General features: G+C 66.9%; 25 protein-coding genes and 1 other RNA gene. 20 read left to right on the forward strand and 6 right to left on the reverse strand.

The annotated features are described in order from the left end of the window. Positions 1-50: 50 nt before the first annotated feature. From VGI62_RS04710 to VGI62_RS04735, 6 genes are all read left to right on the forward strand, one after another. Complete coding sequence (locus VGI62_RS04710) at positions 51-1,193, forward strand: ABC transporter permease (RefSeq protein WP_331503237.1); 1,143 nt, start codon at positions 51-53, stop codon at positions 1,191-1,193. Then, the gene (locus tag VGI62_RS04715) at positions 1,190-1,984 is read left to right on the forward strand and encodes an ABC transporter ATP-binding protein (protein ID WP_331503238.1); all 795 of its coding nucleotides are present in this window, start codon (positions 1,190-1,192) and stop codon (positions 1,982-1,984) included. The genes VGI62_RS04710 and VGI62_RS04715 overlap by 4 nt, the downstream gene beginning before the upstream one ends. 11 nt (positions 1,985-1,995) lie before the next feature. Further along, complete coding sequence (locus VGI62_RS04720; protein WP_331503239.1) at positions 1,996-2,970, forward strand: HlyD family secretion protein; 975 nt, start codon at positions 1,996-1,998, stop codon at positions 2,968-2,970. Between the two features lie 124 nt (positions 2,971-3,094). Continuing rightward, entirely contained in the window at positions 3,095-4,000 is a 906-nt protein-coding gene (locus VGI62_RS04725; RefSeq protein WP_331503240.1) for an SDR family NAD(P)-dependent oxidoreductase, read from the forward strand. Positions 4,001-4,116: 116 nt separating this feature from the next. Continuing rightward, entirely contained in the window at positions 4,117-5,544 is a 1,428-nt protein-coding gene (locus VGI62_RS04730) for an MFS transporter (protein WP_331503241.1), read from the forward strand. A gap of 105 nt (positions 5,545-5,649) precedes the next feature. Further along, positions 5,650-7,068, forward strand: a complete 1,419-nt coding sequence (locus VGI62_RS04735; protein ID WP_331503242.1) for an MFS transporter — start codon at positions 5,650-5,652, stop codon at positions 7,066-7,068. A gap of 1 nt (position 7,069) precedes the next feature. Here the strand turns inward: VGI62_RS04735 and VGI62_RS04740 are convergent, their stop codons facing one another. Beyond that, positions 7,070-8,176: an Mrp/NBP35 family ATP-binding protein gene (locus tag VGI62_RS04740; protein ID WP_331503243.1), complete on the reverse strand. Its 1,107-nt coding sequence runs from the start codon at positions 8,174-8,176 to the stop codon at positions 7,070-7,072. Between the two features lie 120 nt (positions 8,177-8,296). On the opposite strand from VGI62_RS04740, the gene hflK reads away from it, so the two are divergent. Both hflK and hflC read left to right on the forward strand, forming a co-directional pair. Beyond that, positions 8,297-9,505, forward strand: a complete 1,209-nt coding sequence (hflK, locus tag VGI62_RS04745; protein WP_331503244.1) for an FtsH protease activity modulator HflK — start codon at positions 8,297-8,299, stop codon at positions 9,503-9,505. After that, positions 9,502-10,398: a protease modulator HflC gene (gene hflC / locus VGI62_RS04750; protein WP_331503245.1), complete on the forward strand. Its 897-nt coding sequence runs from the start codon at positions 9,502-9,504 to the stop codon at positions 10,396-10,398. The genes hflK and hflC overlap by 4 nt, the downstream gene beginning before the upstream one ends. Here hflC and VGI62_RS04755 read toward each other — a convergent pair whose 3' ends face one another. Further along, the gene (locus tag VGI62_RS04755) at positions 10,399-11,070 is read right to left on the reverse strand and encodes an HAD family phosphatase (protein WP_331503246.1); all 672 of its coding nucleotides are present in this window, start codon (positions 11,068-11,070) and stop codon (positions 10,399-10,401) included. Between the two features lie 48 nt (positions 11,071-11,118). Continuing rightward, on the reverse strand, positions 11,119-12,015 hold the full coding sequence (gene serB, locus VGI62_RS04760) for a phosphoserine phosphatase SerB (protein WP_331503247.1): 897 nt from the start codon (positions 12,013-12,015) through the stop codon (positions 11,119-11,121). Between serB and miaA the strand changes: the two genes are divergently transcribed. Together miaA and VGI62_RS04770 are read left to right on the forward strand one after the other, a co-directional pair. Further along, positions 12,014-12,943, forward strand: coding sequence for a tRNA (adenosine(37)-N6)-dimethylallyltransferase MiaA (miaA, locus tag VGI62_RS04765; protein ID WP_331503248.1), 930 nt, complete (start codon positions 12,014-12,016; stop codon positions 12,941-12,943). The two genes, serB and miaA, sit on opposite strands and share 2 nt — an antisense overlap. Before the next feature lie 171 nt (positions 12,944-13,114). Continuing rightward, on the forward strand, positions 13,115-14,920 hold the full coding sequence (locus tag VGI62_RS04770) for an acetolactate synthase 3 large subunit (RefSeq protein ID WP_331503249.1): 1,806 nt from the start codon (positions 13,115-13,117) through the stop codon (positions 14,918-14,920). A 184-nt stretch (positions 14,921-15,104) separates the two neighbouring features. On the opposite strand, the gene VGI62_RS04775 is transcribed toward VGI62_RS04770, so the two are convergent. After that, a complete protein-coding gene (locus VGI62_RS04775) occupies positions 15,105-15,416 on the reverse strand; it encodes a DUF6665 family protein (RefSeq protein WP_331503250.1) in 312 nt (103 codons plus the stop codon). Between the two features lie 43 nt (positions 15,417-15,459). After that, a complete protein-coding gene (locus VGI62_RS04780) occupies positions 15,460-15,825 on the reverse strand; it encodes a nuclear transport factor 2 family protein (protein ID WP_331503251.1) in 366 nt (121 codons plus the stop codon). 152 nt (positions 15,826-15,977) lie between these two features. Between VGI62_RS04780 and ilvN the strand changes: the two genes are divergently transcribed. After that, positions 15,978-16,526, forward strand: a complete 549-nt coding sequence (ilvN, locus tag VGI62_RS04785) for an acetolactate synthase small subunit (protein ID WP_331503252.1) — start codon at positions 15,978-15,980, stop codon at positions 16,524-16,526. Positions 16,527-16,547: 21 nt separating this feature from the next. Here ilvN and VGI62_RS04790 read toward each other — a convergent pair whose 3' ends face one another. Beyond that, complete coding sequence (locus VGI62_RS04790; RefSeq protein WP_331503253.1) at positions 16,548-17,138, reverse strand: inner membrane-spanning protein YciB; 591 nt, start codon at positions 17,136-17,138, stop codon at positions 16,548-16,550. A 128-nt stretch (positions 17,139-17,266) separates the two neighbouring features. Here VGI62_RS04790 and ssrA point away from each other — a divergent pair. From ssrA to fliN, 9 genes are all read left to right on the forward strand, one after another. Further along, positions 17,267-17,628, forward strand: a transfer-messenger RNA (tmRNA) gene (gene ssrA, locus VGI62_RS04795). Between the two features lie 172 nt (positions 17,629-17,800). After that, positions 17,801-18,298, forward strand: a complete 498-nt coding sequence (locus VGI62_RS04800) for an SspB family protein (RefSeq protein WP_331503254.1) — start codon at positions 17,801-17,803, stop codon at positions 18,296-18,298. A gap of 10 nt (positions 18,299-18,308) precedes the next feature. Further along, positions 18,309-18,794, forward strand: coding sequence for a PaaI family thioesterase (locus VGI62_RS04805; protein ID WP_331503255.1), 486 nt, complete (start codon positions 18,309-18,311; stop codon positions 18,792-18,794). 5 nt (positions 18,795-18,799) lie between these two features. After that, on the forward strand, positions 18,800-19,588 hold the full coding sequence (locus VGI62_RS04810; protein ID WP_331503256.1) for a C13 family peptidase: 789 nt from the start codon (positions 18,800-18,802) through the stop codon (positions 19,586-19,588). Between the two features lie 41 nt (positions 19,589-19,629). Next, a complete protein-coding gene (locus VGI62_RS04815) occupies positions 19,630-22,017 on the forward strand; it encodes a serine hydrolase domain-containing protein (protein WP_331503257.1) in 2,388 nt (795 codons plus the stop codon). Between the two features lie 130 nt (positions 22,018-22,147). Then, positions 22,148-23,791 (forward strand): flagellar basal-body MS-ring/collar protein FliF, encoded by a 1,644-nt coding sequence (fliF, locus tag VGI62_RS04820; RefSeq protein WP_331503258.1) that lies wholly within the window; start codon positions 22,148-22,150, stop codon positions 23,789-23,791. Further along, positions 23,788-24,822 (forward strand): flagellar motor switch protein FliG, encoded by a 1,035-nt coding sequence (gene fliG, locus VGI62_RS04825; protein ID WP_331503259.1) that lies wholly within the window; start codon positions 23,788-23,790, stop codon positions 24,820-24,822. The genes fliF and fliG overlap by 4 nt, the downstream gene beginning before the upstream one ends. Beyond that, on the forward strand, positions 24,822-25,511 hold the full coding sequence (locus VGI62_RS04830; RefSeq protein ID WP_331503260.1) for a flagellar assembly protein FliH: 690 nt from the start codon (positions 24,822-24,824) through the stop codon (positions 25,509-25,511). The genes fliG and VGI62_RS04830 overlap by 1 nt, the downstream gene beginning before the upstream one ends. Before the next feature lie 3 nt (positions 25,512-25,514). Further along, entirely contained in the window at positions 25,515-25,862 is a 348-nt protein-coding gene (gene fliN, locus VGI62_RS04835; protein ID WP_331503261.1) for a flagellar motor switch protein FliN, read from the forward strand. The last annotated feature ends 8 nt before the right edge of the window (positions 25,863-25,870 follow it).

The raw sequence follows: 25,870 nt of genomic DNA on the forward strand, positions 1-25,870 counted from the left end.
GCCCGCGGCCCGGCGGCGACATTCCGCGCTCGACGAAGAGGGATGCCGCGATGTCGTTGGCTTTGGCCACCTTGCTCTACGAATGGAAGCGCTACAGCGCCGCCATGGTGGCCCTCGCCTTCTCCGGCCTGCTGGTCCTGGCGCAGGTGGGTATGTTCACCGGCATCGTGAACTCGATTACCGCCTCGATCGACCGCTCCCGCGCCGATCTGATGATCCTGGGCCCCAAGAACGACAGCCTGATCAACTCCGGCCCCAACGGCCTGCCGGAGCGCATCCAGCCGCTGATCTACCTCAATCCCCAGGTGGTCGAGGTCGAGAGCCTCGATGGCGACGGCGCGCCCTGGGTCAATACGCCGGCCCCGGGCAAGAAGGCCGTCAGGAGCTTCGTCAACACCTTCGACGTCGATCCCAGGCCCGGCGCTGTGACCTTGCCGATTGACTATCCGGAGTCCGTCCGGCTGGCCCTGCTGGAGCCCTACGCCGTCGTGATCGACAAGACCGCCCAGGCGACGCTTGGCACCCACCTTGGCGGGACGGCCACCCTGGGCGGCAAGACCGTCCATGTTCGCGCGCTCCTGGACAACTACCCGAATGTGAACCAGCCCGTGGTCTACATGTCGCGCGACACCATGCGGCTCCTGGGCATGGGACCGAAGAACGGCAAGACCGGTCCCCTGATGGTGCGCCTGCGTGACCCCTCCCAGGCGCTCGTCGTGCGCGACCAGCTGAACGCCGTCGCCAAAGGCGCCTACAAGGCCTGGAGCAAACCCGACCTCGCCGCGGCCAATCGCAAGGCCCTGATGGGGGAGCAGATCATCGGCATCTTCCTGGGCTTCTCGCTGTTCCTTGGCCTTCTGATCGGGGTCGGCATCACCTCCCAGACCCTGCGCGGCGCAATACTGGCCAGCATCAAGGAGTTCGCCAGCCTGAGGGCATTGGGCGTCTCCATGCGCTCGCTGAGCCTGATCGTCCTGGAGCTGTCGATCTGGGTCGGTATCGCGGGCCTGATCGCCACGGCCCTCTTCACCTTCGGGGTCTACCTCTTGGCCAGCCGGTTCAACATGCCGATGGGTTTCCCCCTGCCCTGGGTGATCACCGTCGTCGTCCTGCTCGGCATCATCTCCGTCCTCTCGGGGCTCTTCTCGCTGGGCGTCCTGAAGAAGAGCCAACCCGCGGACCTGCTGCGATGAACTCACAAACCAGCCTGATCGCCCCCTGTGGCTTGCCCCCTGCCCTGATCGCAAGGGGCTTAGTCAAGCGCTTCAAGACCGGGCGCACCCACATCGAGGTCCTGAAATCCGTCGACTTCGAGGCCCTGCACGGCGAGGTGACCATGGTCATGGGCCCCTCCGGCTCCGGCAAGTCGACGCTGATCGCGGCGCTGAGCGGGCTCCTGAAGCCCGACTGCGGGCAGGTGAGCGCCATGGGCGAGGATCTGTGGAGCTACCGGCCGAGCAAGATCGACCGGTTCCGGCTCGACCACTGCGGGTTCATCTTCCAGGGCTTCAACCTGTTCCCTGCCCTGACAGCCCTGCAGCAAGTCGAGATCATCCTGAAATACAAGGGTTTCTCTCGCTCGGATGCGCGTGAAAAAGCCGCCACGGCGCTGACGGAAGTGGGCCTCGAGATGCGCATGAATTCGCGGCCGGCGGAAATGTCGGGAGGTGAAAAACAACGGGTCGCCATCGCCCGCGCCATCGCCAAGGACCCACAACTCCTGTTCGCCGACGAGCCCACCAGCGCGCTCGACGGGGAGAACGGCCAGGTGGTGATCAAGCTCCTGCAGCGGGCCGCCAAGTCCTTCGGGGCCGCCGTCATCTGCGTGACCCACGACCCGCGGCTGGAAAGCTACGCCGACCGCGTCATCCATATCGAAGACGGCCGCATCCTCGACGACCGCCGGGTCTCGACGGGCGCCGCGCCGGCCGATCACAGCCACAACCAACCCGCCTCCGCCCATTCCGAGCGTATCCGGGCCTAAGGACCAAAGTCATGCTCGCCTTCGCCCGCAACCGTATCGTCTGGATCGTCGCCATCCTGGTCATCGCGCTGGCCGGCGGCGGGGTGTTCCTGTCCAGCCAGGCCAAGGCCAAGAAGGCGCAGGAAGCCAAGGCTGCAGCGGCCGCCGCGCCCAGCAGCCCGTACGTGGCCATCGCCAACGGCAAGGCCGACGTGGAGGGGGGCGTGATCCAGGTCGCCGCGCGCACCTCCGGCGTCGTTCGTGAAGTCCTGGCGCAGGAGGGCGATGACGTGACCAAGGGCCAGGTTCTGGCCCGCCTGGAAGACGACGAACCGCGGCTGCAGGCCGAAAGCGCCGCAGCCGATATGCGACAGGCGGAAGCCCAGATCCCCCTGTTGCAGGTGCAGCTCACGACGGCCAAGCGCGAGCTCTCCCGGCTGCAGGGCCTGGTCGCCACCAACTTCGTCGCCGGCCAGCGTGTCGACCAGGCGCAGGATGCCGTGCGCCAGGCCGAGGCCGGCATCGCCGCTCAGCAGGCCGCTATCGGCGCGGCGCGGGCGAAGTACAACCAGGCCCACTACAACCAGGAACTGACGATCATCCGGGCGCCGGCCGACGGCCGCATCGTGCGCCGCTACGCCAACCCCGGCGCCGGCGCCTCGACGCTGAACGTCTCCAACATGTTCGACCTGGAACCCAAGGCGAACCGCATCGTCCGCGCCGAGATCTCGGAGAGCGCGCTGCCCTTCGTGGTCATCGGCCAGAAGGTGCAACTCTCGCCCGAAAGCGATCCCGCGAAGGTCATCGCCGGCAAGGTGCTGCGCCGCGCGGCCGTCTTCGGCGCGCGCAAGCTGCAGTCCGACGACCCGACCGAGCGGACCGACGAACGCGTCGTCGAAGTCGTTGTCGGGACCGACGGCGCCCCCTTCCTGATCGGCCAGCGGGTGCTCGTGAAGTTCATGCGCACCCAGGAGCAAGCGCGCGTGAACCCGCCTGCCGTGGGCTGATCCCGCTGGATCCTCCATCCCGGCCATCGGCGGGACAAGCAGATGGCGGGGTTCTTGACGCGCCTGCGCTCTCCCCGCACAAGGCCGCCGACTTCGCGCGGCAGCAGATCAAGAGGACTTCCCCATGTCGGACATCCGTTTCGACGGCAAAGTGGCCATCGTCACCGGCGCGGGCGGAGGCCTCGGGCGTCAGCACGCCCTTGAGCTCGCCCGCCGCGGCGCCAAGGTGGTCGTCAACGACCTCGGCGGCTCGGTCGACGGTTCCGGCGGCGGCTCCGACGCCGCAAACGCCGTCGTCGATGAAATCAAGGCGCTGGGCGGCGAGGCGATCGCCAACGGCTCCTCGGTGACCGACGACGCGGGCGTCACCCTGATGGTCAAGCATGCCATGGACGCCTGGGGCCGCATCGACGTGCTGGTCGCCAACGCCGGCGTGCTGCGCGACAAGACCTTCTCCAAGATGGAGATCGCCGACTTCGAGTTCGTTCTGAACGTCCACCTGATGGGAACGGTGAAGCCCGCCAAGGCCGTCTGGGAGATCATGCGCGAGCAGAACTACGGCCGCATCGTCTGCACCACCTCCTCGTCCGGGCTTTACGGCAACTTCGGCCAGTCGAACTACGGCGCGGCCAAACTCGGCATCATCGGCCTGATGAACACGCTGAAGCTCGAGGGCCAGAAGAACAATATCCATGTCAACGCCGTCGCCCCGGTGGCCGCGACCCGGATGACCGAGAACCTGATGCCGCCGGCGATCCTTGAGCGGCTGAAGCCCGAGTACGTGACCCCGGGCGTCGTCTTCCTTTGCTCGGAAGATGCGCCCACGGGCTGCATCCTGACGGCCGGCGCCGGCGCGTTCGCGCTCTCCCACATCGTTGAGACCGAAGGTGTCTACCTCGGAGAAGGCGGCCTCTCGGTCGAGGAAGTTCGCGACAGCTGGGCCAAGATCATCGATCCGGCAGGGCAGCAGGCCTACCAGGCGGGCGGCGAGCAATCGGCCAAATTCTTCCGCAAGATGCAGGGTGGCTGAGCGGTCATCGGCAACCGGCATTACGCCGAATATACTTGCGCCCCTGTAGTTGAGTGCTGCTAACCTTCCGGCCTGATCGCGCCCGCCAGAGGCGCGGCGATAGTTGGAGGTTGCGCGTGTCCGACGCCAAAACGAGGGCGGCTGCGCCGGCGCAGCTGTCGCTTCTTTCGGTCCTCGCCTTCGCCTGCGCTTACATGCCATTTGCGGCGCTGCAGCTTTCGGTGGCGGTGCAGCTTCCGCCCTTCTTCGCCAGCCAGCTCGGGCTCGGGCTGGCGGCGGGCGCCGCCTTCGGCGTGGTGCGGCTGATCGACATCCCGGTCGACCCGGCGCTCGGCCTGTTCATGGACAAAACCAAGACGCCGATCGGGCGCTACCGGCCGTGGATGATCGCCGGCGCGCCGATCCTGATGCTGGCGCTCTACATGCTCTACCAGGCGCCGCCGGGCATCACCGAGCGCTACCTCGTGGTCTGGCTGCTGGTCGTCTACCTCGGCATGTCGATCCTCCTCGTCGCCGGCAATTCGTGGGCTTCTACGCTGGCCACCAGCTATAAGGCGCGATCGCGCATCTTCGGGGCGATGCTGGCGCTGGGCGTCGTCGGCACAGTCACCGCATTGCTGATCCCGGTGATCTTCGAGAAGACCGGCCGCACCGAGCTTAGCGGCATGCGCGCCGTCGGCTGGTTCCTGTTCGTAATGTCCCCCATCGCCATCCTGATCGCGCTCGTCAGCACGCCGGAACGGCTCGTCAAGTCGCCGCCCGGTCACCGCTTCCGCGTCAGCGACTACTTCCGTCTGCTCTCCCGCGGCAACGTACTGCGGATTCTGGCGGCAGACTTCTGCGTGACCATGGGGCCCGGTTGGATGGCCGCGCTCTACTTCTTCTACTACCGCCAGTCGCGGCAGATCAGCCTCTCGGACGCCAGCCTGCTGCTCACCCTCTACATACTCGCAGGCCTGATCGGCGGTCCGGCCACGGCCTGGCTCGGGAACAGGATCAGCAAGCACCGGGCGCTGATTGTCTCCACGACGCTCTATTCGCTGATGCTGATCATCATCCCGCTCATGCCGCGCGGAGACGCCAAGCTCTACGCCGCGCCCATGATTATCCTGGGCGCGCTCGCCACCGGCTTCGTGGTGATGGTGCGCGCTATCACCGCCGACGTCGGCGACGAACTGAGGTTGCAGGGCGGACGCGACCTGATTGGACTGCTCTATGCGGTGACCAGCGCCACGACCAAGGCCGCCGGCGCGCTGGCCATATTCGTCAGCTATGCGCTTCTGAACTCAGTCGGCTTCAACGCCCGGCCCGGCGCCCTCAACGGACCCGACCAGATCCACGGCCTGGACCTGATCTTCATCTTGGGTCCGATCGCCTTCGTGATGCTCGGCGGAGCCAGCTTCCTGGGTTACGCGCTCACCGCCGACAAGCACGCCGAAATCCGCCGTGAGCTGGACGAGCGCGACGCCGCCATCGAGGGCGAGGCTGCGGTTCTGCAGGGGCTGACCGGAGAGACCGCCGGGGCGGCCGCCTCGCGTTCGTGATCGGCTGCCGCTACGGAAAGCGCTTGCGCGCGCGCCATCTGCAAGCTCTCCTGTCTACATAAGCGCCCCATCAGAGGGCGACCTATTTATTTTGGGAGACGTCCAGTGAGTCTAGCCACCGAGGCCCCGGCGGGCCGGTTGTCATTTCCACGCCTGTTCGCGTTTTCCGCCGGCAGCATCCCGGCCTATCTGCTGCTCGGGATCATGGGTGTCTACCTGCCCCGGTTCTACGCGGGTCACCTGGGCATGAGTCTCCTGACGCTGGGGGCCGCAATCGCCGTCATCCGGTTGGCCGACCTGGGCATCGACCTGTTTCTTGGCATGGCGATGGACAAGACCATGACGGCGTTCGGTCGATATCGACCCTGGTACCTCCTGGGCCTGCCCGTGCTCGCGCTGGCGGTCTTCAAGGTCTTTAATCCGCCGGAAGGCGCGGGGATCAACTATCTCCTCCTCTGGTACACCCTGCTCTACATCGCCTACTCGCTCCTGGTTCTGTCGCATTCGGCCTGGGCCGGGACGATCTCGGGCCACTACGACGAGCGCTCACGCATCTTCGGCTGGATGATGGGGCTGGGGTTCGCCGGGAGCGTCGCTATCAACCTGCTGCCGCTCGTGACCCACGGCGCGATCAACCCGGCCAAGTCGGCGAGCATCCCGACCATCGGCTGGATCATCATCGCATCAGCGGTCGTCGCCGTCCCGTTGGCGCTGTTGCTGACCCCGGAGCGCGAGGCGCCGCTGGCCAGGAAGGAGCGGCCGACCTTCAAGGACTATGCGGCGGTCGTCACGACGCCGTCGATGCTGCGCCTGCTGCTGGCTGACCTGTTCCTGACGCTTGGTCCGGGCACGACCGCGCCGATCTACATTTTCTTCTTCCACGAGGCGAAGAAGTTCTCGCTGGTCGAAGTGCCGCTGCTGCTCATTCCCTACACGGCCGCGGGCGTCATCGGCGCGCCGTTCTGGGGCCGGGTGGCGCAGAAGCTCGGCAAGCACCGCACCGTACAGATCGCCTGCATCTGCTACGCCATCACCCAGACAATCCTGATGGCGTTGCCGGCCGGGCAGTTCGCGATCACCGCCGTCGCCATGGCGTCAGTGGGCTTCTGCGCCAGCGCCTTCATCCTTCTTGTCCGCGCCATGGTGGCCGACGTGGCCGACCAGCTGCGGCTGGAAACCGGCCGCGAACGCTCGGGCGTTCTCTTCGCCCTCGTCACCATGACCCAGAAGTTCGGCACCTCGATCACGATCTCGATCGTCTTTCCAATCCTCGGCTACGTCGGGTTCAACGCCAAGGACGGCGCGGTGAACACGCCCCACGCCATCTGGGGGCTGGAGATGTGCTACCTCTTCGCGCCCATCATCCTGGTGCTGGTCGGCGGCTGCTTCTTCTTCGGCTACTCGCTAACGGCCGAGCGTCAGAGCGAAATCCGCGCCCAGCTCGAAGCGATGGCCAAGGTCGATGTGGCGTCAGCCGAAGAAAGCCTGGTGGGACCCGGGGAGACCGTAGCCCCGGCGGAATAACTCAGCGAAGCTTCTTCGCCATCTCGATGAAGACCTGGGCCGCGGCGCTGTCCGGCGCCGTGGCGACCAGGGGTTTTCCGTCATCGCCGCCCTGACGCAGCGGGACATCGATAGGCACCTGACCCAACAGCGGCGCCCCGAGCGCCTGGGCCTCCCTGGCCGCGCCCCCCTCGCCAAAGATCGGGATGCGGGCGCCGGTGGCCGGTTCGGCGAACCAGGCCATGTTTTCCACCACCCCCAGGATCGAGGCGCCGGTCTTGCGGAACATGGTGGCCGCGCGCCGGGCGTCAATCAGGGCTATCTCCTGCGGCGTCGAGACGATCACCACGCCATCGAGCTGCAGGCGCTGGACAAGCGTCAGCTGTATGTCGCCGGTGCCGGGCGGCAGGTCCACGATCAGTACGTCGAGCGGGTCCTCGGCAGTCCCCCAGACGCTGTTCATCAGCGTCCGCAACGCCGAGGACGCCATCGGGCCGCGCCAGATATTGGCTGTGCCGTCCTCGACGATGAAGCCGATGGACATCACCTTCACGCCCCAGGCCTTCAGAGGGATCAACCGCTTCTCGGCGTCGAATTCCGGCTCGTCCTTGATGCCCATCATGTGGGGAGCCGAGGGCCCATAGATGTCGGCGTCCAGCAGGCCGGCGCGCAGGCCCAGGTGGGCGAAGGCGGCCGCGAGGTTCACGGCCACCGTCGACTTGCCGACCCCGCCCTTGCCGCTCGCGATGGCGATCACCTTGCCCACAAAAGCCGGACGAACGGCCTCGGCGGAGGGCGAGAGCCGGGCCTGCGGATCCTCCTGCACCCGAGCGGTCGTGCGGCGTGGCGTCACCTTCAGGGGCGGGCCGACGGTCTCGGCGGTCAGCACGACCTGCGCGGTTTCGACCCCTCGAACCTGAGCCAGTGCGCGCTCGGCGGCTTCGCGCACGGGGCCGTAGAGTTCAGTCTCGGCAGCCGGAACCTCGAGCATGAAGGCGGCCTTCGCGCCGCGAATCGTCAGGCCGCGTACCAGGCCCGCCGTGGTCAGTCCGCGCCCCGAGCGGGGATCGCGGACGGTGTCGAGGGCCGCCAGGATGGCGTCTCGGTTAGGTGCGTTCTCGTCGCTCATGGCGCCTTAAGCTTGCTTTGACCCCTGTTGGGTCTCATATCCGCAGGACTGCGCGGGTTTACACGCCCGCCGCGCCTGGATCGACAACAACAAAGCTTCTCGCAAAGACCGACCCGGCACATGCCCTGGAACGACAACGCCAATCCCGGCCCCTGGGGCTCACCCCCATCGGGCGATGACGGCGGGCGCAGGGATGCGCCCCAGCGCCGACCACCGGGCAACGGCGGCCGGGGCCCGAGACCTCCCGGCCCTGACTTCGGCGCTGGGCTGGACCGCCTGGTTCTAAGGTTGCGTAACCTGTTCGGCGGAGGTCCCGGCGGCGGCGTGCGGCCCGGGGCCATCGCGGCGGTCGCAGGCGCGGTCTTCGCGCTTTGGGCGTTATCTGGCCTCTACATGGTGCAGCCCAACGAAGAAGGGGTGGTCACCACCTTCGGCGCCTATTCCCGCTCCGAGGCGCCGGGCCTGCGCTATCACCTGCCCACGCCCATCGAGGACGTAGAGAAGGTGCCGGTAACGTCGCTGAACCGCATAGATATCGGCGGCACAGGCACTGCGGATGGGGACATCCCGCAAGAAAGCCTGATGCTGACCAGCGACGAAAACATCATCGACCTGAACTTCAGCGTCACCTGGCGGGTCGCCGATGCGTCGCGCTACCTCTTCGCGACGCGAAATCCCGAGGAAGCCGTGAAGGCGGTCGCCGAAAGCGCCATGCGCGAGGTGATCGGGCGCACGCCGCTGGACCCGATCCTCACCACCGGCCGCGGCCAGGTGCAGTTGCAAACCGCCGAGCTGATGCAGAAGACGCTGGATTCCTGGGGCGCCGGCGTCAGCATCGTCGAAGTGCAGATCCGCGGCGTTAACCCGCCGCAGGAAGTTGTCGCCGCCTTCCGCGACGTCCTGAGCGCGGACCAGGATCGCGCTTCGGCTGTCAACGAGGCCGACGCCTACAGGAACCGGGTGGTCAACGAGGCCAAGGGCGACGCCGCCAAGATCGTGCAGTACGCCCAGGGCTACCGCGAGCGCGCCGTGCGCACCGCCACCGGCGACGCGGCGCGGTTCAATTCCATCTACAATGAATACCGCCACGCGCCCGAGGCGACGCGCCAGCGGCTGTATCTGGAGACGATGGAGCAGGTCCTGGAGCACTCCAACAAGGTGGTCATCTCAGGCAAAGGGCTGACCGCGCCGGTGATCCTGCCGCCCGACGTCTTCCGGCCTCGTTCAGGACCGGCGGCAGTCGCGCCCGCCGCGCCGGCGGCGCCGACGGCGCCGTCAACGGACGCCACCACGCCGCCCGCGCAGACGCAACGCGGAGCCGCACAATGACCCGCAATCCGCTGGTGTTCTACGCGGTCCTGGCCTTTGTCGCCTTGATCATCGTCGCCAACAGCCTGTTCGTCGTCGAACAGCGCGAACAAGCCATCGTCCTTCGCTTCGGCCAGCCGGTCCGGGTCATCCATGCGCCGGGTCAACCGGGAGCGGGGCTCAACTTCAAGCAGCCGTTCGTGGAGAACGTGGTGAAGTTCGACCGGCGCAACCTGGCGCTGGAAGCTGACCAGGAAGAGGTCATCTCCGCTGACCAGAAGCGGCTCGTGGTCGACGCCTTCCTGCGCTACCGCATCTCCGACCCCCTGCAGTACTACCGGACCCTGCGCGACGAGCGCACGGCGCAGGACCGCCTTGAGCGGCTGGTGAACTCCTCGCTTCGTGAGGTGCTGGGCCAGATCAACCAGTCGGACATTATATCGGGCCAACGCGACCGGCTGATGCGTCAGTCGAGGCTCGATGTGGCCCGTCGCGCAAAGGAATCGCGGCTGGGTCTGGAGATCATCGACTTCCGCATCAAGCGCGCCGACTTGCCGGCCGCCAACCAGGCCTCGGTCTATCGGCGAATGCAGACGCAACGCCAGCAGATCGCCGCCCAGTACCGAGCTCAGGGCGAGCAGCAGAAGCGTGAGATCATCGCCAGCGCCGACAAGGAAGTGGCCATCACCATCGCCACGGCGCAGCAGGAAGGCGAGACCACCAAGGGCGAGGGCGACGCCCAGCGCACGCGGATCTTCGGCCAGGCGTTCGGCAAGGACCCTGCGTTTGCATCCTTCTATCGCTCGATGCAGGCCTATGAGGCCGGCCTGGGCCAGGGCGACACCACCCTGGTGCTCTCGCCCGACAGCGCCTTCTTCAAATATTTCGAACAGGGTCCAAGCGGTCGACGCTAGCTAACCGCGGCGCTGCCCCTCCAGGAGTTCCCGCACCTCGTGAAGGTCGCGAGCGATGCGCACGGTGAGCGTGCGCATCTCCTCGGTTGGATCCAGCATGTCGGGGACCATCACCGTCATCATTTCGGCGGCCGAGGCCGAACGGACGCCGTTGTGGCTGTCTTCCAGCGCCAGGCAATCCTGCGGCGCGACACACAGGGCCGCGGCAGCCCGCAGGAAGGGCTCAGGGTGCGGCTTGCCCCGCCCTTGCACGTCGCGGGTGATGAAGGCGCCGAAGCGATCCAGCAGGCCGTGGGGCCCCAGGCTCTGCTCCACAGCTTCACGGCTGGACGAGGTGGCTATGGCGCGCGGGAGGTCCAGTGCGTCCAATGCGTCCAGGATCTCGACCACGCCAGCCTTCAAGGCGATCCCAGCCGCCAGCTCGGCGCGGAAATAGCGGCTGACCGAGGCTGAGTAGGCCGCAAGATCAAAGCCCTTTCCGAAGTGCTCGACCAGGATCGGGTCGCTGGCCGCGTGCGGCAGGCCGACCATCCTCTGAAAGGTCTGGAACGGCATTTCGCCGCCGATTTCGCCCGCCGCCTGGCGCATCGCAGCGAAAACCACCGTCTCAGTGTCGACCAGCAGGCCGTCCATGTCGAAGACGACTGCTTTTACCTGGCGGGGGAGGTTCATGGCGCGGACTCGGCGGAGTCGGGACTGGCGGGCAAATCAACGGCGGCTTCAGTCTGTAACGAAGTCGCCCACAGCGTAACCTTGGAAGTACAGCAGCGTGGTGAGGTCGGCGTGATCCACCCGAGCGTCGGCCTGGGCCGCCACGACAGGTTTGGCGCGATAGGCGACGCCAAGTCCCGCCGCCTCGATCATCGCCAGGTCGTTGGCCCCATCCCCGACGGCCAAGGTCGCGGAGAGCGGGACGCCTTTAGCGGCGGCCTCTTCGGTCAGAGCCAAGAGCTTCGCCTCGCGCCCGAGGATCGGCTCGCCGACGACACCGGTCAGCGCGCCGGCCTCTTCGATCAGCGTGTTGCCGCGATGGGTATGGAACGAGGCTGCCTGCGCCACCCGGCTCGTGAAAAATGAGAACCCCCCGGAAACCAGCACGCACCGGGCGCCGTTCGCAGCCATGGTCCTGACCAAAGTCCGGGCGCCTGGATTGAGCCGGACGCGTTCGTCGTAAGCCCGCTGCAGGGTTGCCACCGGCAGGCCCTTCAGCATGACCACCCGTTCGCGCAATGCGCCTTCGAAAGCGAGTTCGCCTCTCATGGCCCGCTCGGTGATTGCCGAGATCTGCGCCTTGAGCCCTGCGAAGTCGGCCAGCTCGTCCAGGCATTCGACGTTGATGATTGTCGAGTCCATGTCGGCGACCAGAAGTTTCTTGCGCCGGTCCGCGACGGGCTGCACGCACCAATCCAGCTTCTGCTCAGCCATCGCTGCGGCCAGGGCCGCGCGGACCGCGGCGAGATCCTCGGCCTCCAGGAAGACGTCGGTGACAGCGCCCTCGCCCGCCTCCAGTTTGCGCGAAGACGTGCCGCGCGCCCCCGCACTGGCGAAAACTTCGCGCAGGTTCATTGAGAAAGCCCCTGCATTGGGCGGCGCGACGAGGGTAAGGACAAGCTCCATGGACTACCGCATGTGGCTGATCGCCGGACCCACGGCAAGCGGCAAGTCGGCGCTGGCGCTTCGCCTGGCCCGCACGACCGGCGCTGAAATCGTCAATGCCGACTCCATGCAGCTCTACCGCGATCTGCGCCTTCTGACCGCTCGACCGTCGCCGGAGGAGGAGGCCCAGGCCCCGCACCACCTGTTCGGAACCGTCGACGCCGCCGACGGCTGGTCGGCCGGTCGGTGGCTGCGGGCTGCCGCGCAGAGCCTGCGCAGCATCGCCATGCGCGGCGGCCGCGCGATCGTCGTCGGCGGGACGGGCCTCTATTTCCAGGCGCTCACCGGCGGCCTGGCGGAGGTCCCCGAGGTCCCGTCCGACCTGCGCGGCCAGGCGGCCGACGAGTTCGAGGCCATGGGTGAGACGGCCTTTCGGCGTCGGCTGGCCGAAGCCGACCCGACCGCAGAGGCGCGCATCAACAGCGGCGACCGCCAGCGGCTGGTCCGCGCCTGGAGCGTCTGGACCGCCAGCGGCGTGCCCTTGAGCGTCCATCAGGCCAAGACCGAGCCCCTGCTCGGTCCCGGCACATGGCGCGCTGTCGCCCTGGAGCCGCCGCGTGAAGCGCTGTCCGCCCGTTGCAACGCGCGGCTTGCAGCCATGGTCGAAGCCGGCGTCCTCGACGAAGTGGCGGCCTTGGCGCAGCGAAACCTCGACCCGCGGCTGCCCTTGATGAAGGCCGTCGGCCTGCGCGAGTTCGCTGCCCACTTGCGAGGCGAGGCCACGCTATCTGCGGCGCTGGCCGCGGCCCAACAGGAGACCCGCCGCTACGCCAAGCGCCAGACCACCTGGATGCGGGGCCGGATGACCGATTGGCCACGGCTCACGGATATCGAGCCCGAAGCCCAATGGAGGCAGTTTCTTGCGCTCGACCCTGCCTTGACGCCCTAGGCGCAGCATGCGAAATGCCTGATCCAATCGTTCCAGGGAATTCTCGTGCGCAAGATCCTCGTACTCGTAAGGCGACCCGCCGCGGACTGACTTCGATGTCAGCCCGTCAACGGTCGCTTGCACCAGGCCCCCAGAGGGCCTTTTTTATTGCCCCAACCCCGAGCCGATCCCATGACTGCCCACCAGACCATCCTCGCGCAACCGGCCGACGCTGAAGCCATCACGCTCTCGGGCGCCGAGATGGTTGTGCGCGCGCTCATCGACCAGGGCGTCGATGTGCTCTTCGGCTATCCGGGCGGCGCCGTGCTGCCGATCTACGACGCCCTTTTCGCCGAGCCGCGGCTGAAGCATGTCCTCGTCCGTCATGAGCAAGGCGCGACCCACGCCGCGGAGGGCTATGCGCGCTCCACCGGCAAGCCCGGCGTCGTGCTGGTCACCTCCGGCCCAGGCGCCACCAATGCGGTCACGGGCATCGTCGACGCCCTGATGGACTCGATCCCGCTGATCGTGATCACCGGGCAGGTCGCCACCCACCTGATCGGCACCGACGCCTTCCAGGAATGCGACACCATCGGCATCACCCGGCCCTGCACCAAGCACAACTACCTGGTGAAGTCGGTCGAGGACCTGCCGCGCATCCTGCACGAGGCCTTCCACATCGCGACCTCCGGAAGGCCGGGGCCGGTGGTCATCGACATCCCCAAGGACGTGCAGTTCGCCAAGGGGACTTACCAGGGCCCGTCCGAGGTCCAGCATGTCCACAACTACGCGCCGCGCACCAAGGGCGACCCGAGCCGCATCGCAGAAGCCGCCTCCATGATCGCCAAGGCCCGCCGGCCGATCCTCTACACCGGTGGCGGGGTCATCAACGCCGGGCCCGAGGCCGCAAGGCTGTTGCGCGAGTTCGCGGCGCTGACCGGCGCGCCCGTTACCTCGACCCTGATGGGCCTGGGCGCCTTCCCGGCCTCCAATCCCCAGTGGCTGGGCATGCTGGGCATGCACGGCGCGTTCGAGGCCAACAACGCCATGCACGACTGCGACGTCATGGTGGCCGTCGGCGCACGCTTCGACGACCGGGTGACCGGGCGCCTCGACGCCTTCGCGCCCGGCTCGCGCAAGATCCACATCGACATCGACGCCTCCTCGATCGGCAAGAACGTTCGCGCCGACGTCGGCATCGTGGGCGACGCGGCCAGCGTGCTCGCCGACCTGATCGCGGTGTGGAAGCAGAACAACTTCGCCACCAGCGAGGCGGCCATGGCCGAGTGGTGGAAGCAGATCGATGGCTGGCGCGCGGTCGACAGCTTCCGCTACCGGCCCGACGCCAAGCTGATCAAGCCGCAGCACGCCATCCAGCGGCTCTACGAGCTGACCCGGCACGAAGACGTCTACATCACCACCGAGGTCGGCCAGCACCAGATGTGGGCCGCCCAGTTCTACCATTTCGAAGAGCCCAACCGCTGGATGACCTCAGGCGGGCTGGGAACCATGGGGTATGGCCTGCCCGCGGCCGTGGGTGTGCAGATGGCCCACCCGGACAGCCTGGTCATCGACATTGCCGGCGACGCTTCCGTGCAGATGACGATGCAGGAGATTTCCACCGCCGTTCAGCACGACCTGCCGATCAAGATCTTCATCCTGAACAACGAGTGGATGGGCATGGTCCGCCAATGGCAGCAACTGCTCCACGGCGAGCGCTACTCACACTCCTATTCCGCCAGCCTGCCCGACTTCGTGAAGTTGGCCGAGGCCTATGGCGGCGTGGGGCTGCGCGCCGATCACCCCGACGAGCTCGACGACAAGATCCGCGAGATGATCGCCGTCAAGAAGCCCGTCATCTTCGACTGTCGGGTGACCAAGGAAGAAAACTGCTTCCCGATGATTCCCTCCGGCAAGGCGCACAATGAGATGATCATGGCCGAGGACACCCGCGACCTCGGCTCGATCATCGACGAGGCCGGCAAGCGCCTGGTGTGAGGGCGAGGGCCGGCCATTCAACTGATGGTCCAATAGAGGCGCCGAACGGCGGCTGGATCGTTCAGGCGGGCGCCCCACGAGGCGCGTCGCCATCGCCGGCTGGAAAGCGGCCTAGCGGCCAGTCGCCATCCGTGAAGAACAGGTTCGGGTAGCGCGGCGGCGTTGCAGCAACGTTGGCGTCGAGCTAGCGCGCGCCCAGCCGCGCCATCACTTCGCGGGGGATGTCGTAGTCGGCGACAATGCGAGCGCGGTCTCGCAGGCCCATGACGTCGCGCTGTACGAGCAGACACCAGACAGCATCGGCCGCGGCCTTCAACGCCTCGGCTCGCCCGGCGCCCTCATGCGCCTTCAGCGCCGCCAACGCCGCCTCGGCCTTGCGCCCCATCCGTCCGAGCGCTGCGGCCTGCTCTTCGACAATCTCATACCGAAGCGCCGCCTCGCCGGCATCGGCGCCGAGCCGCTTGAGGTAGGCCTGGGGCATGCGTAGCGAGGACATGGCGACCATGTTGGCGCCGCGCCACCGCTACGCAAGCCTCGCTTCAACCGCCGTAAAAGAACCGCTCCTCGGCGATCTTGCCGTCCTTGAGTGTGTAGACGGCCATTTCGTCCATGGTCACCCGCTGGCCGGTCGCCTTCGGCGTCATGTCCATCTTGAAGCGAACGACGAACTGGTCGCCGTTGACATAAGGGCCCTCGACCTCGACGGCGTGGACCTCGTGGTTGGCCGACCACCATTCGCCCTTGCCGCGCGCAGCGTCGATGCCCCGGCTTACGGGGTCGCCGCCGCCGGGCGCGCCGGCTTCGACGCTCACCACGTCCTTGGCCCAGTATTTCTCACCGGACTCGGCGAATTTGCCCTGCTTGCAGAGCGCGACGAGATCGTTGGCGATGTCTTGGGTGCTCATGGCTCATCTCCTTGGTTTCGAGCCCATCCTGGACCGAGCTTATGACACCGTCCTGTCAGCAGGTCTCGGCGTCGCTCACGGCTTGCAGGCGAGCTCGTGCTATGAGACGTGCGAACCGGCCCGATTGAGACAAGGCCGAATACAGGACCACCATGACCGACACCCAGCCCGCCTCCGTCTACGACCTCGCCCACACCGAAGAGGTGGAGAGCCTGGCCACCTTCGCGGTCCTGGTGGACAACGAGCCGGGCGTGCTGCACCGCCTCGTCGGCCTGTTCGCGGCGCGCGGTTACAACATCGAAAGCCTGACCGTCGCGGAGACCGACCGCCGGGCCCACACCAGCCGCGTCACCATCGTCACCCGCGGCACGCCGCACGTGCTGGCCCAGATCGAGGCCCAGCTCACCAAGATGGTCTCCACCCGCCACGTGCAGGACGTGACCCGCGACCCCAACGGCCTGGAGCGCGAACTCGCCCTGGTGAAGGTTAAAGGGATCGGCGCCGACCGTGTCGAAGCTCTGCGGGTCGCCGACATCTTCCGCGCCAAGGTGATCGACACCACGCACGAGAGCTTTGTCTTCGAGCTCACCGGCTCGCCGTCGAAGATCGATAAGTTTACCGACCTGATGCGGCCACTGGGCCTGGTGGAGGTCTCGCGCACCGGCGTGCTTTCAATCCAGCGCGGCGTCGAAGTGCTCTGAGGGGGCGACCAGGGGCGCCTGCTAAGCCGGCTGGGGCTGGTCTTGTCGGGGTCCCTGCGCCATTTCAGCGATGATCCGACGCCGCACGTGGAAGCGGATGACCGTATATTGCACGGCGAACAGGGCGACCTTTGAGGCGAACGGGACCACGGCGATGAAAGCCGGCCACGCATTTGGAAAGGCCACCGCGACCAGGAGGTTGGCGAGCGCAGTCAGCCCCATCAAGCCCGCCCAGACATAGCCGAAGATGATCATCAGCGGCTTGCCGTGCTCGCCTGCGATCGGCGGGAGGTAGCGCAGCATCCAGCCGCGCTTCAGCATCACCGCACCGACCGCCAGGTAGATGATGGTCGGCTTGGCCATCAGGAAGCGCGGGTCATTGGTGAGGATGCCGAGCGTCCCGAACACCACGACCAAGCCAAGAGACGCCCACTGGAGGAGTTCGATCTTCCGCTTGAGGAGCCGTTGAATCGTGACCTGCGCCACACCGATCAGAAGCGCGACGCCCGTGGCCACGCGCACGTCCACCTTCATCGCCACCAGCGCAGCGAAGACGATGGTGGGAAAGAAGTCCGAGATCAGCGGGCGCGCCGCGTAGAGCAGGCCGTTCATGGAAAATCTCCAGTGAAAACTTACGCCTGCAAGGCTACGGCGGCCACCGGAAACCCCCTAACCCGCTCACGAAGGCAGCGCGGCGATTGGCGGAAAACGCCCGGTCATTCGCGCTTCGCGAACAGACAGTTCTTCTATTGCTAACGACACCAGCCTATATTCGCCGGGTCAGGGCTTGCTCTGACTATGGAGATAAACGCGCACGCAATAAGCGGACTGGACCCGGGTGCGATTCCCGGCGGCTCCACCAATCTTCCTCCGGGTTATCGCCTGGAAGCGAGGGGCCGATCAGCATCGACAGACGTGTAAAGGTGTTGCTTTCTTCCGGCCTGACCCACCGTTCCGGGTCTTAAAACTAACTGCGAACGATAACTTCGCTGGAGAAGTCCGCCTGGCCGCGTAAGCGGTTCGACGGTTCTCAATCTAAGTCCTAGGGGTTCAGATCCTTAGGCGGGGCCCGGAGGGCGCCTGCCAACAGAAGCCCTCCACCTACCAGCGGGTAGGCGCGCACATCTTGTCGGCAGGGATGCGAGGCGCCTGCACAAAAGACCGCCAACATCTGAAATCCCCCCGGCGTTCACCTTTTTCGCCGCAGCCATGAAGCCGCTTTGCGCGTTGCGGGTCAGGCGCTAGGTTCCAACCCGCGTTTATTCGGAGTCTCCATGGCCCAGGATCCGCCGGCCCAGGATTTGATGCGCTATGAGGCGATGGCCCAAGACGCACTGCGTGGGGTCGTCAAGACAGCACTGAAGCGTGCGGCGGCGCCGGAAGGTCTGCCGGGCGCGCACCATTTCTACATCACCTTCAAGACCGAGGCGCCGGGCGTGTCTGGGCCGTCGGACCTGCTGGGCAAGTATCCCGACGAAATGACCATCGTCCTGCAGCACCAGTATTGGGACCTGGCGCCGGGCGAGACCTTCTTCTCGGTGACCCTGCAGTTCGGCGGTTTGCCCAAGCGGCTGTCGGTGCCCTATGCCGCGGTCACCCGGTTCTACGATCCGAGCGTTCAGTTCCTGCTGCAGTTCGAAGCGCCGGCCGCTCCCGAAGGCGCCGCAGGCCGCCAGGCCGAACCCGAAATCAAGACCGTCGCAGAGGGCGAGCCTGCGCCCGCCGATGGCGAGGCGAAAATCGTTTCGCTCGACCAGTTCAGAAAGAAGTGAGCCGCCCCGCATGAGCGACGCTGCGACCACGGAGCCTCAGTCCGCGGCCCCGGAGCCCCTGACCGACGGCGCTATCCTTGAACGGTTCCTGCGCACGAAGAACCAGCCGACCGGCTCCCAGACCCTGGGGTTTCGGATGTTGTCGGTGAACCAGGCGACAAGGACGGTCGAGGTCGAGTTCGAAGCCCGGGCCGACCGCCTCTTAAATCCGATGAAGCAGATCCAGGGCGGCTTCCTGTGCGCGATGCTGGACGAATGCATGAGTGTCGCGTGCATGGTGGCCTCCGGCATGACCGCGGTCGCTCCGACGCTGGAGATGAAGACCAGCTTCTTTCGTCCTGGCCTGCCCGGAAAGCTGCGCGGCGTCGGCCGGGTCGCCAAGTGGGGTCGGCAGGTGGCCTTCACCGAGGGCGAACTCTACGACGCCGAGGGCCGGCTACTGGCCAAGGCGACCGGCACGGCTATCCCGACGCCGTTCCAGACCTACAAGAAGTGAAATAGGTGCGGCCCGTCGCGCGCCTGGCCTGGGTGATCCTGAGCCTCTGGCTTGCGCAGACGACGCCTGCCGCCGCGGCCTCAGCGTTCAGCGACTGGAGCGCCGTGGTGATCGCCGGCGACTGGCACGCCCACTCCGGCGGCCCGTCGGAGGCCTTTGACAACGCGCGGCGAGATGTCGCCCGGGCTTTTGAACAGGCCGGCTTCGAGCCTGGCAACCTGCGCCAGTTTTCCGTTCGGCCGGAACGATACAAGGACACCAACCCGGCTAAGTCGGAGCCGCAGGGCATCTTCAACGCGCTTGCCGACCTGACATCGCGGGCTACCGGCGGATGCCTGATCTACTTCAGTTCGCACGGCGCTCCCCAAGGTGTGGTCGTCGACCAGCAGCTGCTCCCACCCGGTGTGCTCGCCGGCATGCTCGACCAGACCTGCGGCAAGCGGCCGACCGTGGTGATCATCTCGGCCTGCTTCTCGGGCGTATTCGTTCCAGCCCTGGCCAGCGCCAATCGCATGGTCCTGACGGCAGCGCGGCCTGACCGCAGTTCCTTCGGCTGCGGGGAGGCCGACAAATATCCCTACTTCGATCAGTGCGTGCTCGAGTCGATGCCGAGCGCGCCGGATTTCGCCACGCTCGGCGTGACCGTGCAGCGGTGCGTGGCCGTACGCGAGATCAAGGAGGGGATGAAGCCGCCCTCCGAGCCGCAGCTCTTTATCGGGCCGGCCCTGAAGCCCCTTCTTCCGCTCTATTCGCTCGCCAGCGCCGCGCCGTCGAAGCCGCCGGGGCGAAACTAAGCCGGGCGCACCTGCCTCGACCTGCGCTTTGAAGGACTCACTTGGCACCCTACAAGGATGTGAGCGCTCTGCTCGGTCCGGGTTCCTCGATGCGGTCCACCGTCTTTGCCGCCGTCGTCGCCGCTTTTGGGCTGCTGCTCGTCCAGCCGTTGGGCGCATCGGCGCAGCAGGAGGCGAACCCCGCGACGTCGACCTATCCGCACATTCCCTCCCAGCAGACCCTGCCCAAAGGGCCTGTGCCCTACTCGAAGCTGCGTCCGAGCCCCGGCAAGTCGAAACCAGGTTCGCCGGCGCAGGCTACGAAGCCGAAATCGACAACGGATGGCGCGAAGAACGCGGAGACAACCCAGCCCGCAACCGCCAAGCCGCCGGCGCCGAGCGTGCCTGGTCCCGCGCCGGCGCCCAAGGCAGGGGAGCTGAGGCCATCTCCCCAGGCTGAAGGCGCGCCGACTTCTCCGCAGCAGAGCAGTTCCCCACCGACGACCGCAGCGGCGGCTGCGCCTTTGCCCACCGCCGCCGCCGTGGCGGCCTCCGGCGCCAAACTTGCGGTCGGCCAAACGATTCCGCCCGCGGAGTTGAACGCCTTTGTCGACGGTGTCGTGAAGGACGCCATGGGCCGCGAGCACATCGCCGGAGCGACAGTCACCGTCGTCCAAAACGGGCAGGTGTTGCTCAAGAAGGGCTACGGCTTTGCCAGCCTCGCCCCCAATCGCCCGGTCGACCCCGACCGCACCCTCTTCCGGGTGGGGTCGATTTCGAAGACCTTCACCTGGATTGCGCTGATGAAGGAGGTCGAGGCCGGGCACATGCGGCTGGACCAGCCGGTCAACCTCTACCTTCCGGAAAAGGTGCAGGTCCGCGACGGCGGGTTCGACCAGCCCGTGCGGGTGGAGAACCTGATGGACCATTCGCCGGGTTTCGAAGACCGTGCGCTGGGCCAACTCTTCGAGCGCGACTACAGCCGCGTGCGGCCGCTTGACGTCTATCTGCGCCAGGAGCGTCCGCGGCGTGTCCGCGCGCCAGGCGTCCTTTCCAGCTACTCCAACTATGGCGCAGCGCTTGCCGGCGAGGCCGTGGCCTACACTGCCGGGCGGCCCTACGAGCGGCTGATCGAAGACGAAATCCTGGTCCCCCTCGGGATGGGGCACACCACCTTCCGCGAGCCGCACGAGCCCAAGGCGGGCCTGCCCGAGCCGATGCCGGCCGCCCTGGCCGGCGATATCTCCGACGGCTATCGCTGGACGCCCGTGGGATTTGCCCGCCGGGACTTCGAGTTCATCGGCCAGATCGCGCCCGCGGGCGCGGGCTCCTCAACGGCCGGCGACATGGCGCGCTACATGCTGATGCAGCTCGATGGCGGCCAGTTCGGTGGGACAACCATCTATGGTCCCCTCGCAGCCAAGGCCTTCCGCTCGCCGCTTCGCCAAACGCCGCCGGGCATCAACGGATGGGCGCATGGCTTCATGGTCTTCGACCTGCCAGGCGGGTATCGCGGATACGGCCACGGCGGGGCGACGCTGTCGTTCTTTTCCAACATGGTGGTGGTCCCCGACCTCAATCTGGGCGTCTTCATCTCGACCAACACCGACACCGGACGCCCGCTGGTCAGCCGGCTGCCCGAGCGGATCGTGCAACACTTCTACGCAGCGCCCGAGGTCTTTCCACGCGCCGGCGCGCCGGAACTCGCCGAACGCGGCGACAGCTTCGCCGGCTACTACCTGACCACAAGACGAACCTACTCGGGCCTCGAGGGCTTCGTCGGTCAGCTGATCGGGGGCGCAAACGTCACCGTCACCAGCAGCGGTCGACTCGTCACCGCCGACAGCGGCGGCGTCAAAACCTGGGTTCCTGATGGGCCCCTCGAAGAGGGCCGGTTCATCGCAACGCAGGGTCCCGAACGGATTGCCTTCGACATCGCCGCCGGGGCTCCGCGGGCCTTCCAGGTCGCGAGCGGCACTCAGGTGTTTGAGCGCGCGCCTGTGTGGCGCCGGCCGCGGACGCTGGCTGTCCTGGCCGCCTTGACCGCGGCGGCGGCGCTGGCCACGCTGGGAGGGGTCGTGGTGCGCAACCGACGCGAGTTCCGCGAGAATCAGGTGCAGAGCCGCGGCAGCCTCGTGCAGAACATCCAGGCGGTGCTCTGGCTGTCGGCCTTTGTCCTTTTCGGCCTCTGGGCTTCCAAGACCGGCGACCAGGCCGAGGTGATGTATCGTTGGCCAGGCGTGCTGATCGTTACGGCCTCCGCCTGCGCTCTGGTGGCCGCAGCGCTCACCGTCACCACCTTCGTCGCGATCCCGGCCATCTGGCGCGGCGGCCGGCGAGTGGACTCCTGGACCCCTCTGCGCAAGGCGTTCTTCAGCGTCACGGTCCTGATCTACGCGGCGCTCTCGGTGGTCCTGGCGCTCTGGGGGGCGCTCAGTCCCTGGAGCTGAACAACGTTCGTCCGACCGACCGTTACGGCGCCGCTTAAATCCCCGTTTACCAAGCACTGGGTAAATCCTGCCTAGCGGTGGGGCAAAAGCGTGCGACCGCCCGTTTTGAGTTTGCGGAAGGACGCCCGCGTTGAACCAGATCCTGGCGGCGCTTCAGAGATTCGGGATCGGCCGCCTGGCCGCGATCCTGGGGATCGGCGCCGGCGTCGCTGCGGCGCTCTTCGCCCTGACCATGGGTCTGGGCCAACCCAAGGCCCTGCTCTACTCCAACCTTGATCTCAAGGAAGCCGGCTCGATCACCCAGGCGCTCGATCAGGGCGGTATCAAATACGAGGTGAAGGGCGATGGTTCGACCATCCTGGTGCCCCGCGACCAGGTCGCCTCGACGCGGCTGATGCTGTCGTCGAAGGGTCTGCCGACGGCGGCCTCGGTCGGCTACGAGATCTTCGACAACACCAACGCCATGGGCCAGACCGACTTCGTCCAGCAGCTGAACCGCCAGCGCGCGCTGGAGGGAGAGCTCAGCCGTACGATTCGGGCCTTGGACGGCATCGAAGCCGCCCGCGTCCACCTGGTGCTGCCCAAGCGCCAGATCTTCGAGGAGGAGGCCGAGCAGCCTTCCGCAGCCGTTTCCATTGGCGTTGGCGGCCGCGAGCCCGGTCCTGATCAGGTGCGCGCCATCCAGAACCTGGTCTCCGGCGCCGTCCCCAACCTGAAACCTGACCACGTGACCGTGGTCGACCAGCATGCCAAGACCCTCTCCGGCGGTGACACCGGCATGGCCGCGGAGGCCGACGGCCGCAAGAGCGAGGTCGAGCAACGGATCGCCAAGCAGGTGAAGACCATGGTCGAGGGGATCGTCGGCGCCGGCAAAGCCCGCGTCAACGTCACCGCCGACGTCGACCTCGCCCACGTCACCGAACAGAAGGAAAGCTTCGACCCGGATGGCCAGGTGGTCCGCTCCGAGAGCACGACCGACGAAAATTCCAAGGAGGGTTCCGGCTCATCCGACGGTCAAACGTCAGCCGCCGCCAACATCCCGGGCAACGCCAAGATCGGCGGCAATTCGGAGAACTCCAGCACCGCCAGCGGACGCCAGGAATCCACCACCAACTACGAGATCACCAAGACCACTCGGACGATGGTGCAGGAGCCCGGCCAGGTGAAGAAGATCTCCGTGGCGGTCGCCGTCGACGGGGTGAGCGCCCCCTCCACCAAGGGCAAGCCCGGCGCCTACACCCCGCGCTCAGCCGCCGAGATGGCGCAGATCGAACAGCTGGTGCGCACAGCCGTCGGCTACGACAAGGACCGCGGAGATCAGGTCACCGTGGTCAACGTGCGTTTCCCAAGCCCGGAGGATCCCGATGGCGTCACCGCGGCCAATCCGCTGATGGGGTTCGACAAGAACGACATCATGCGCGCCGCGGAGCTTGCGGTGATGGCGGTGGTCGCGATCCTGATGATGCTGTTCATTGTGCGGCCGCTGTTGCGCGGCGCCGTCGGCGCCGGCGGACCCCTGGCGCTCGCCGGCCCCCAGGCTGCCCGCATGGGAGTCGCCCCGGCCGCTCAGCCGCTGCAGGTCTCGCTCGACCCGGTCACCGGCCAGCAGATGGCCCTGCCCGCCCCCAACGAGCAGCTCGAACAGAAGATCGACATCGCCCGCATCGAGGGCCAGGTGAAGGCGAGTTCGGTCAAGCGGGTCGCGGAGTTCGTCGACAAGCACCCAGAGGAGTCCGTCTCGATCATCCGCAGCTGGCTGCATGAATCCGCATGAACGCGCGGGCTTCCAAGACCAAGGCGATTGTCGACTCCGGCAGGTTGAGCGGGCCTGAAAAGGCGGCCGTGGTGCTCTTGGCGCTGGGCGAGGACCACGCCGGGGTCTGGCGCCAGCTCGACGAGGAGGAGATCAAGGTCATCTCCCAGGCCATGGCCGGCCTCGGTCAGGTGACCGCCCAGGTGGTCGAGGACCTGCTGGTGGAGTTCGTCTCGGGCATGGGCGGCGGCGCCATCACCGGCTCGATCGAGCTCACGCAGAAGTTGCTCGCCTCGATCATGCCGAGCGACCGGGTCGATACCCTCATGGAGGAGATCCGCGGTCCGGCGGGCCGCACCATGTGGGACAAGCTCGGCAACGTGAACGAGCTCGTGCTCGCAAACTACCTGAAGAACGAATACCCCCAGACGGTCGCTGTCGTCCTCTCGAAGGTCAAATCGGACCATGCCGCTCGCGTGCTCACCTGCCTTCCAGAGGATTTCGCGCTCGAGTGCGTCACCCGCATGCTGCGTATGGAGCCGGTGCAGCGCGAGATCCTGGACAAGATCGAGCAAACCCTGCGCACGGAATTCATGTCGAACCTGGCGCGCACCTCGAAGCGCGACAGCCACGAGATGATGGCCGACATCTTCAACGCCTTCGACCGCCAGACCGAGACCCGTTTCATCACCGCCCTTGAAGAGCGCAACCGAGAGGCCGCAGAACGAATCCGCGCCCTGATGTTCGTCTTCGAGGACCTCTGCAAGCTCGATCCGGGTGGCGTTCAGACCCTGCTGCGTTCGGTCGAAAAGGACCAGCTGGCCCTGGCCCTGAAGGGCGCCTCCGACGCCCTGCGGGAGATGTTCTTCACCAACATGAGCGAGCGCGCCGGCAAGATCATGCGCGAAGACATGGAGAGCATGGGCCCGGTGCGCCTGCGCGAGGTCGAGCAGGCCCAGATGGCCATGGTGCAGGTCGCCAAGGACCTCGCCAACAAGGGCGAAATCGCCCTCGCAGGCGCCGGCGGCGATGACGACGAGCTGGTGTACTGATGGCGCCGCCAGAAAACCCCGGGCACGAGAAGTTTCTGTTCGGCACCGTCTTCGAATCGACAGGCGAGGTCCTGGCCGCGCCGCCCCGGCTCAAGCGCAGCTACATGGCCGAGGAGGTCGAGGCGATCCGCGCCGCCGCCTTTGCGGAAGGCGAGGCCCAGGCGCTGGCCGGCGTCGCCGAACGTCAATCTCAAGCCCTGGCCGCGATCGCCGCCGCCTGCCTCGAAGCCATGCCCAGGCTGGCCGGTGTCGCCCATGAACATCGCGTAGGCTCCGCCGAACTGGCGCTCGCCTGCGCCAGAGCGATCGCCGCCGCGGCCCTCGAAAGATTCCCGCACGCCCCAGTGCAGGCGGCCCTCGAGGCGCTGGCGCGTGAGATCGAGGCCGCCCCTCGTCTGATCCTCAGCGCCGACGCAAGCCTCGCCCAGGGTCTGCAAGTGGTGCTCGAGGAGACCGCCCGGCAGGTCGGCTACCCAGGCTCGATCCAGGTGCGGGCCGCCCCTGGGTTCGCACCCAACGCCTTCACCCTCGACTTTGGCGATGGCGCGGCAAGCTTCGATCCCGCCGCGGCCGTAGAGCGCGTCTCCGGGGCCCTCAACGCGGCGCTCGCCGCTGAAGGCCTGCACGCCGAACACCTGATCCCCGGCGGCGAAACGGCCGCGCCCGACACCTCGACATTCGAAAGCTAGGCCATGTCCGAACCGTCCGAAAGCAGCACTGAGCTGAAGCTCGACGAATTCGCCGCCGGCGAAGGGGCCCTGCCGGACACGCAGGACGAGCACAAGACCGCGACCGACCTCGCGCCGGTGTTCGACGTGCCCGTGAACATCTCCGCTGTGCTGGGCCGCGCGAGCCTCTCGGTCGCGCAGCTCCTGCAACTCGGCCAGGGCAGCGTGCTGGAGCTCGACCGCAAGGTCGGCGAGGCCATCGATATCTATGTGAACAATCGCCTGGTGGCCCGCGGCGAGGTCGTCATCGTCGACGAACGCCTCGGCGTGACCATGACGGAAATCATCAAGGACGGTGACGGCCAGGCTTGAGGCCTGCC

The organism is Phenylobacterium sp. (assembly GCF_036495085.1).
Lineage (GTDB): Bacteria > Pseudomonadota > Alphaproteobacteria > Caulobacterales > Caulobacteraceae > Phenylobacterium.

Excerpts from the sequence above, each read along its gene's own strand:
- fliN (WP_331503261.1), top strand. The coding sequence starts at position 25,515 with ATGTCCGAACCGTCCGAAAGCAGCACTGAGCTGAAGCTCGACGAATTC.
- VGI62_RS04770 (WP_331503249.1), top strand. The coding sequence starts at position 13,115 with ATGACTGCCCACCAGACCATCCTCGCGCAACCGGCCGACGCTGAAGCC.
- VGI62_RS04715 (WP_331503238.1), top strand. The coding sequence starts at position 1,190 with ATGAACTCACAAACCAGCCTGATCGCCCCCTGTGGCTTGCCCCCTGCC.
- VGI62_RS04830 (WP_331503260.1), top strand. The coding sequence starts at position 24,822 with ATGGCGCCGCCAGAAAACCCCGGGCACGAGAAGTTTCTGTTCGGCACC.
- VGI62_RS04710 (WP_331503237.1), top strand. The coding sequence starts at position 51 with ATGTCGTTGGCTTTGGCCACCTTGCTCTACGAATGGAAGCGCTACAGC.
- miaA (WP_331503248.1), top strand. The coding sequence starts at position 12,014 with ATGGACTACCGCATGTGGCTGATCGCCGGACCCACGGCAAGCGGCAAG.
- VGI62_RS04720 (WP_331503239.1), top strand. The coding sequence starts at position 1,996 with ATGCTCGCCTTCGCCCGCAACCGTATCGTCTGGATCGTCGCCATCCTG.
- hflC (WP_331503245.1), top strand. The coding sequence starts at position 9,502 with ATGACCCGCAATCCGCTGGTGTTCTACGCGGTCCTGGCCTTTGTCGCC.
- hflK (WP_331503244.1), top strand. The coding sequence starts at position 8,297 with ATGCCCTGGAACGACAACGCCAATCCCGGCCCCTGGGGCTCACCCCCA.
- VGI62_RS04775 (WP_331503250.1), bottom strand. The coding sequence starts at position 15,416 with ATGTCCTCGCTACGCATGCCCCAGGCCTACCTCAAGCGGCTCGGCGCC.
- VGI62_RS04740 (WP_331503243.1), bottom strand. The coding sequence starts at position 8,176 with ATGAGCGACGAGAACGCACCTAACCGAGACGCCATCCTGGCGGCCCTC.
- serB (WP_331503247.1), bottom strand. The coding sequence starts at position 12,015 with ATGGAGCTTGTCCTTACCCTCGTCGCGCCGCCCAATGCAGGGGCTTTC.
- VGI62_RS04805 (WP_331503255.1), top strand. The coding sequence starts at position 18,309 with ATGAGCGACGCTGCGACCACGGAGCCTCAGTCCGCGGCCCCGGAGCCC.
- VGI62_RS04780 (WP_331503251.1), bottom strand. The coding sequence starts at position 15,825 with ATGAGCACCCAAGACATCGCCAACGATCTCGTCGCGCTCTGCAAGCAG.
- VGI62_RS04800 (WP_331503254.1), top strand. The coding sequence starts at position 17,801 with ATGGCCCAGGATCCGCCGGCCCAGGATTTGATGCGCTATGAGGCGATG.
- VGI62_RS04755 (WP_331503246.1), bottom strand. The coding sequence starts at position 11,070 with ATGAACCTCCCCCGCCAGGTAAAAGCAGTCGTCTTCGACATGGACGGC.
- VGI62_RS04725 (WP_331503240.1), top strand. The coding sequence starts at position 3,095 with ATGTCGGACATCCGTTTCGACGGCAAAGTGGCCATCGTCACCGGCGCG.
- VGI62_RS04790 (WP_331503253.1), bottom strand. The coding sequence starts at position 17,138 with ATGAACGGCCTGCTCTACGCGGCGCGCCCGCTGATCTCGGACTTCTTT.
- fliG (WP_331503259.1), top strand. The coding sequence starts at position 23,788 with ATGAACGCGCGGGCTTCCAAGACCAAGGCGATTGTCGACTCCGGCAGG.
- ilvN (WP_331503252.1), top strand. The coding sequence starts at position 15,978 with ATGACCGACACCCAGCCCGCCTCCGTCTACGACCTCGCCCACACCGAA.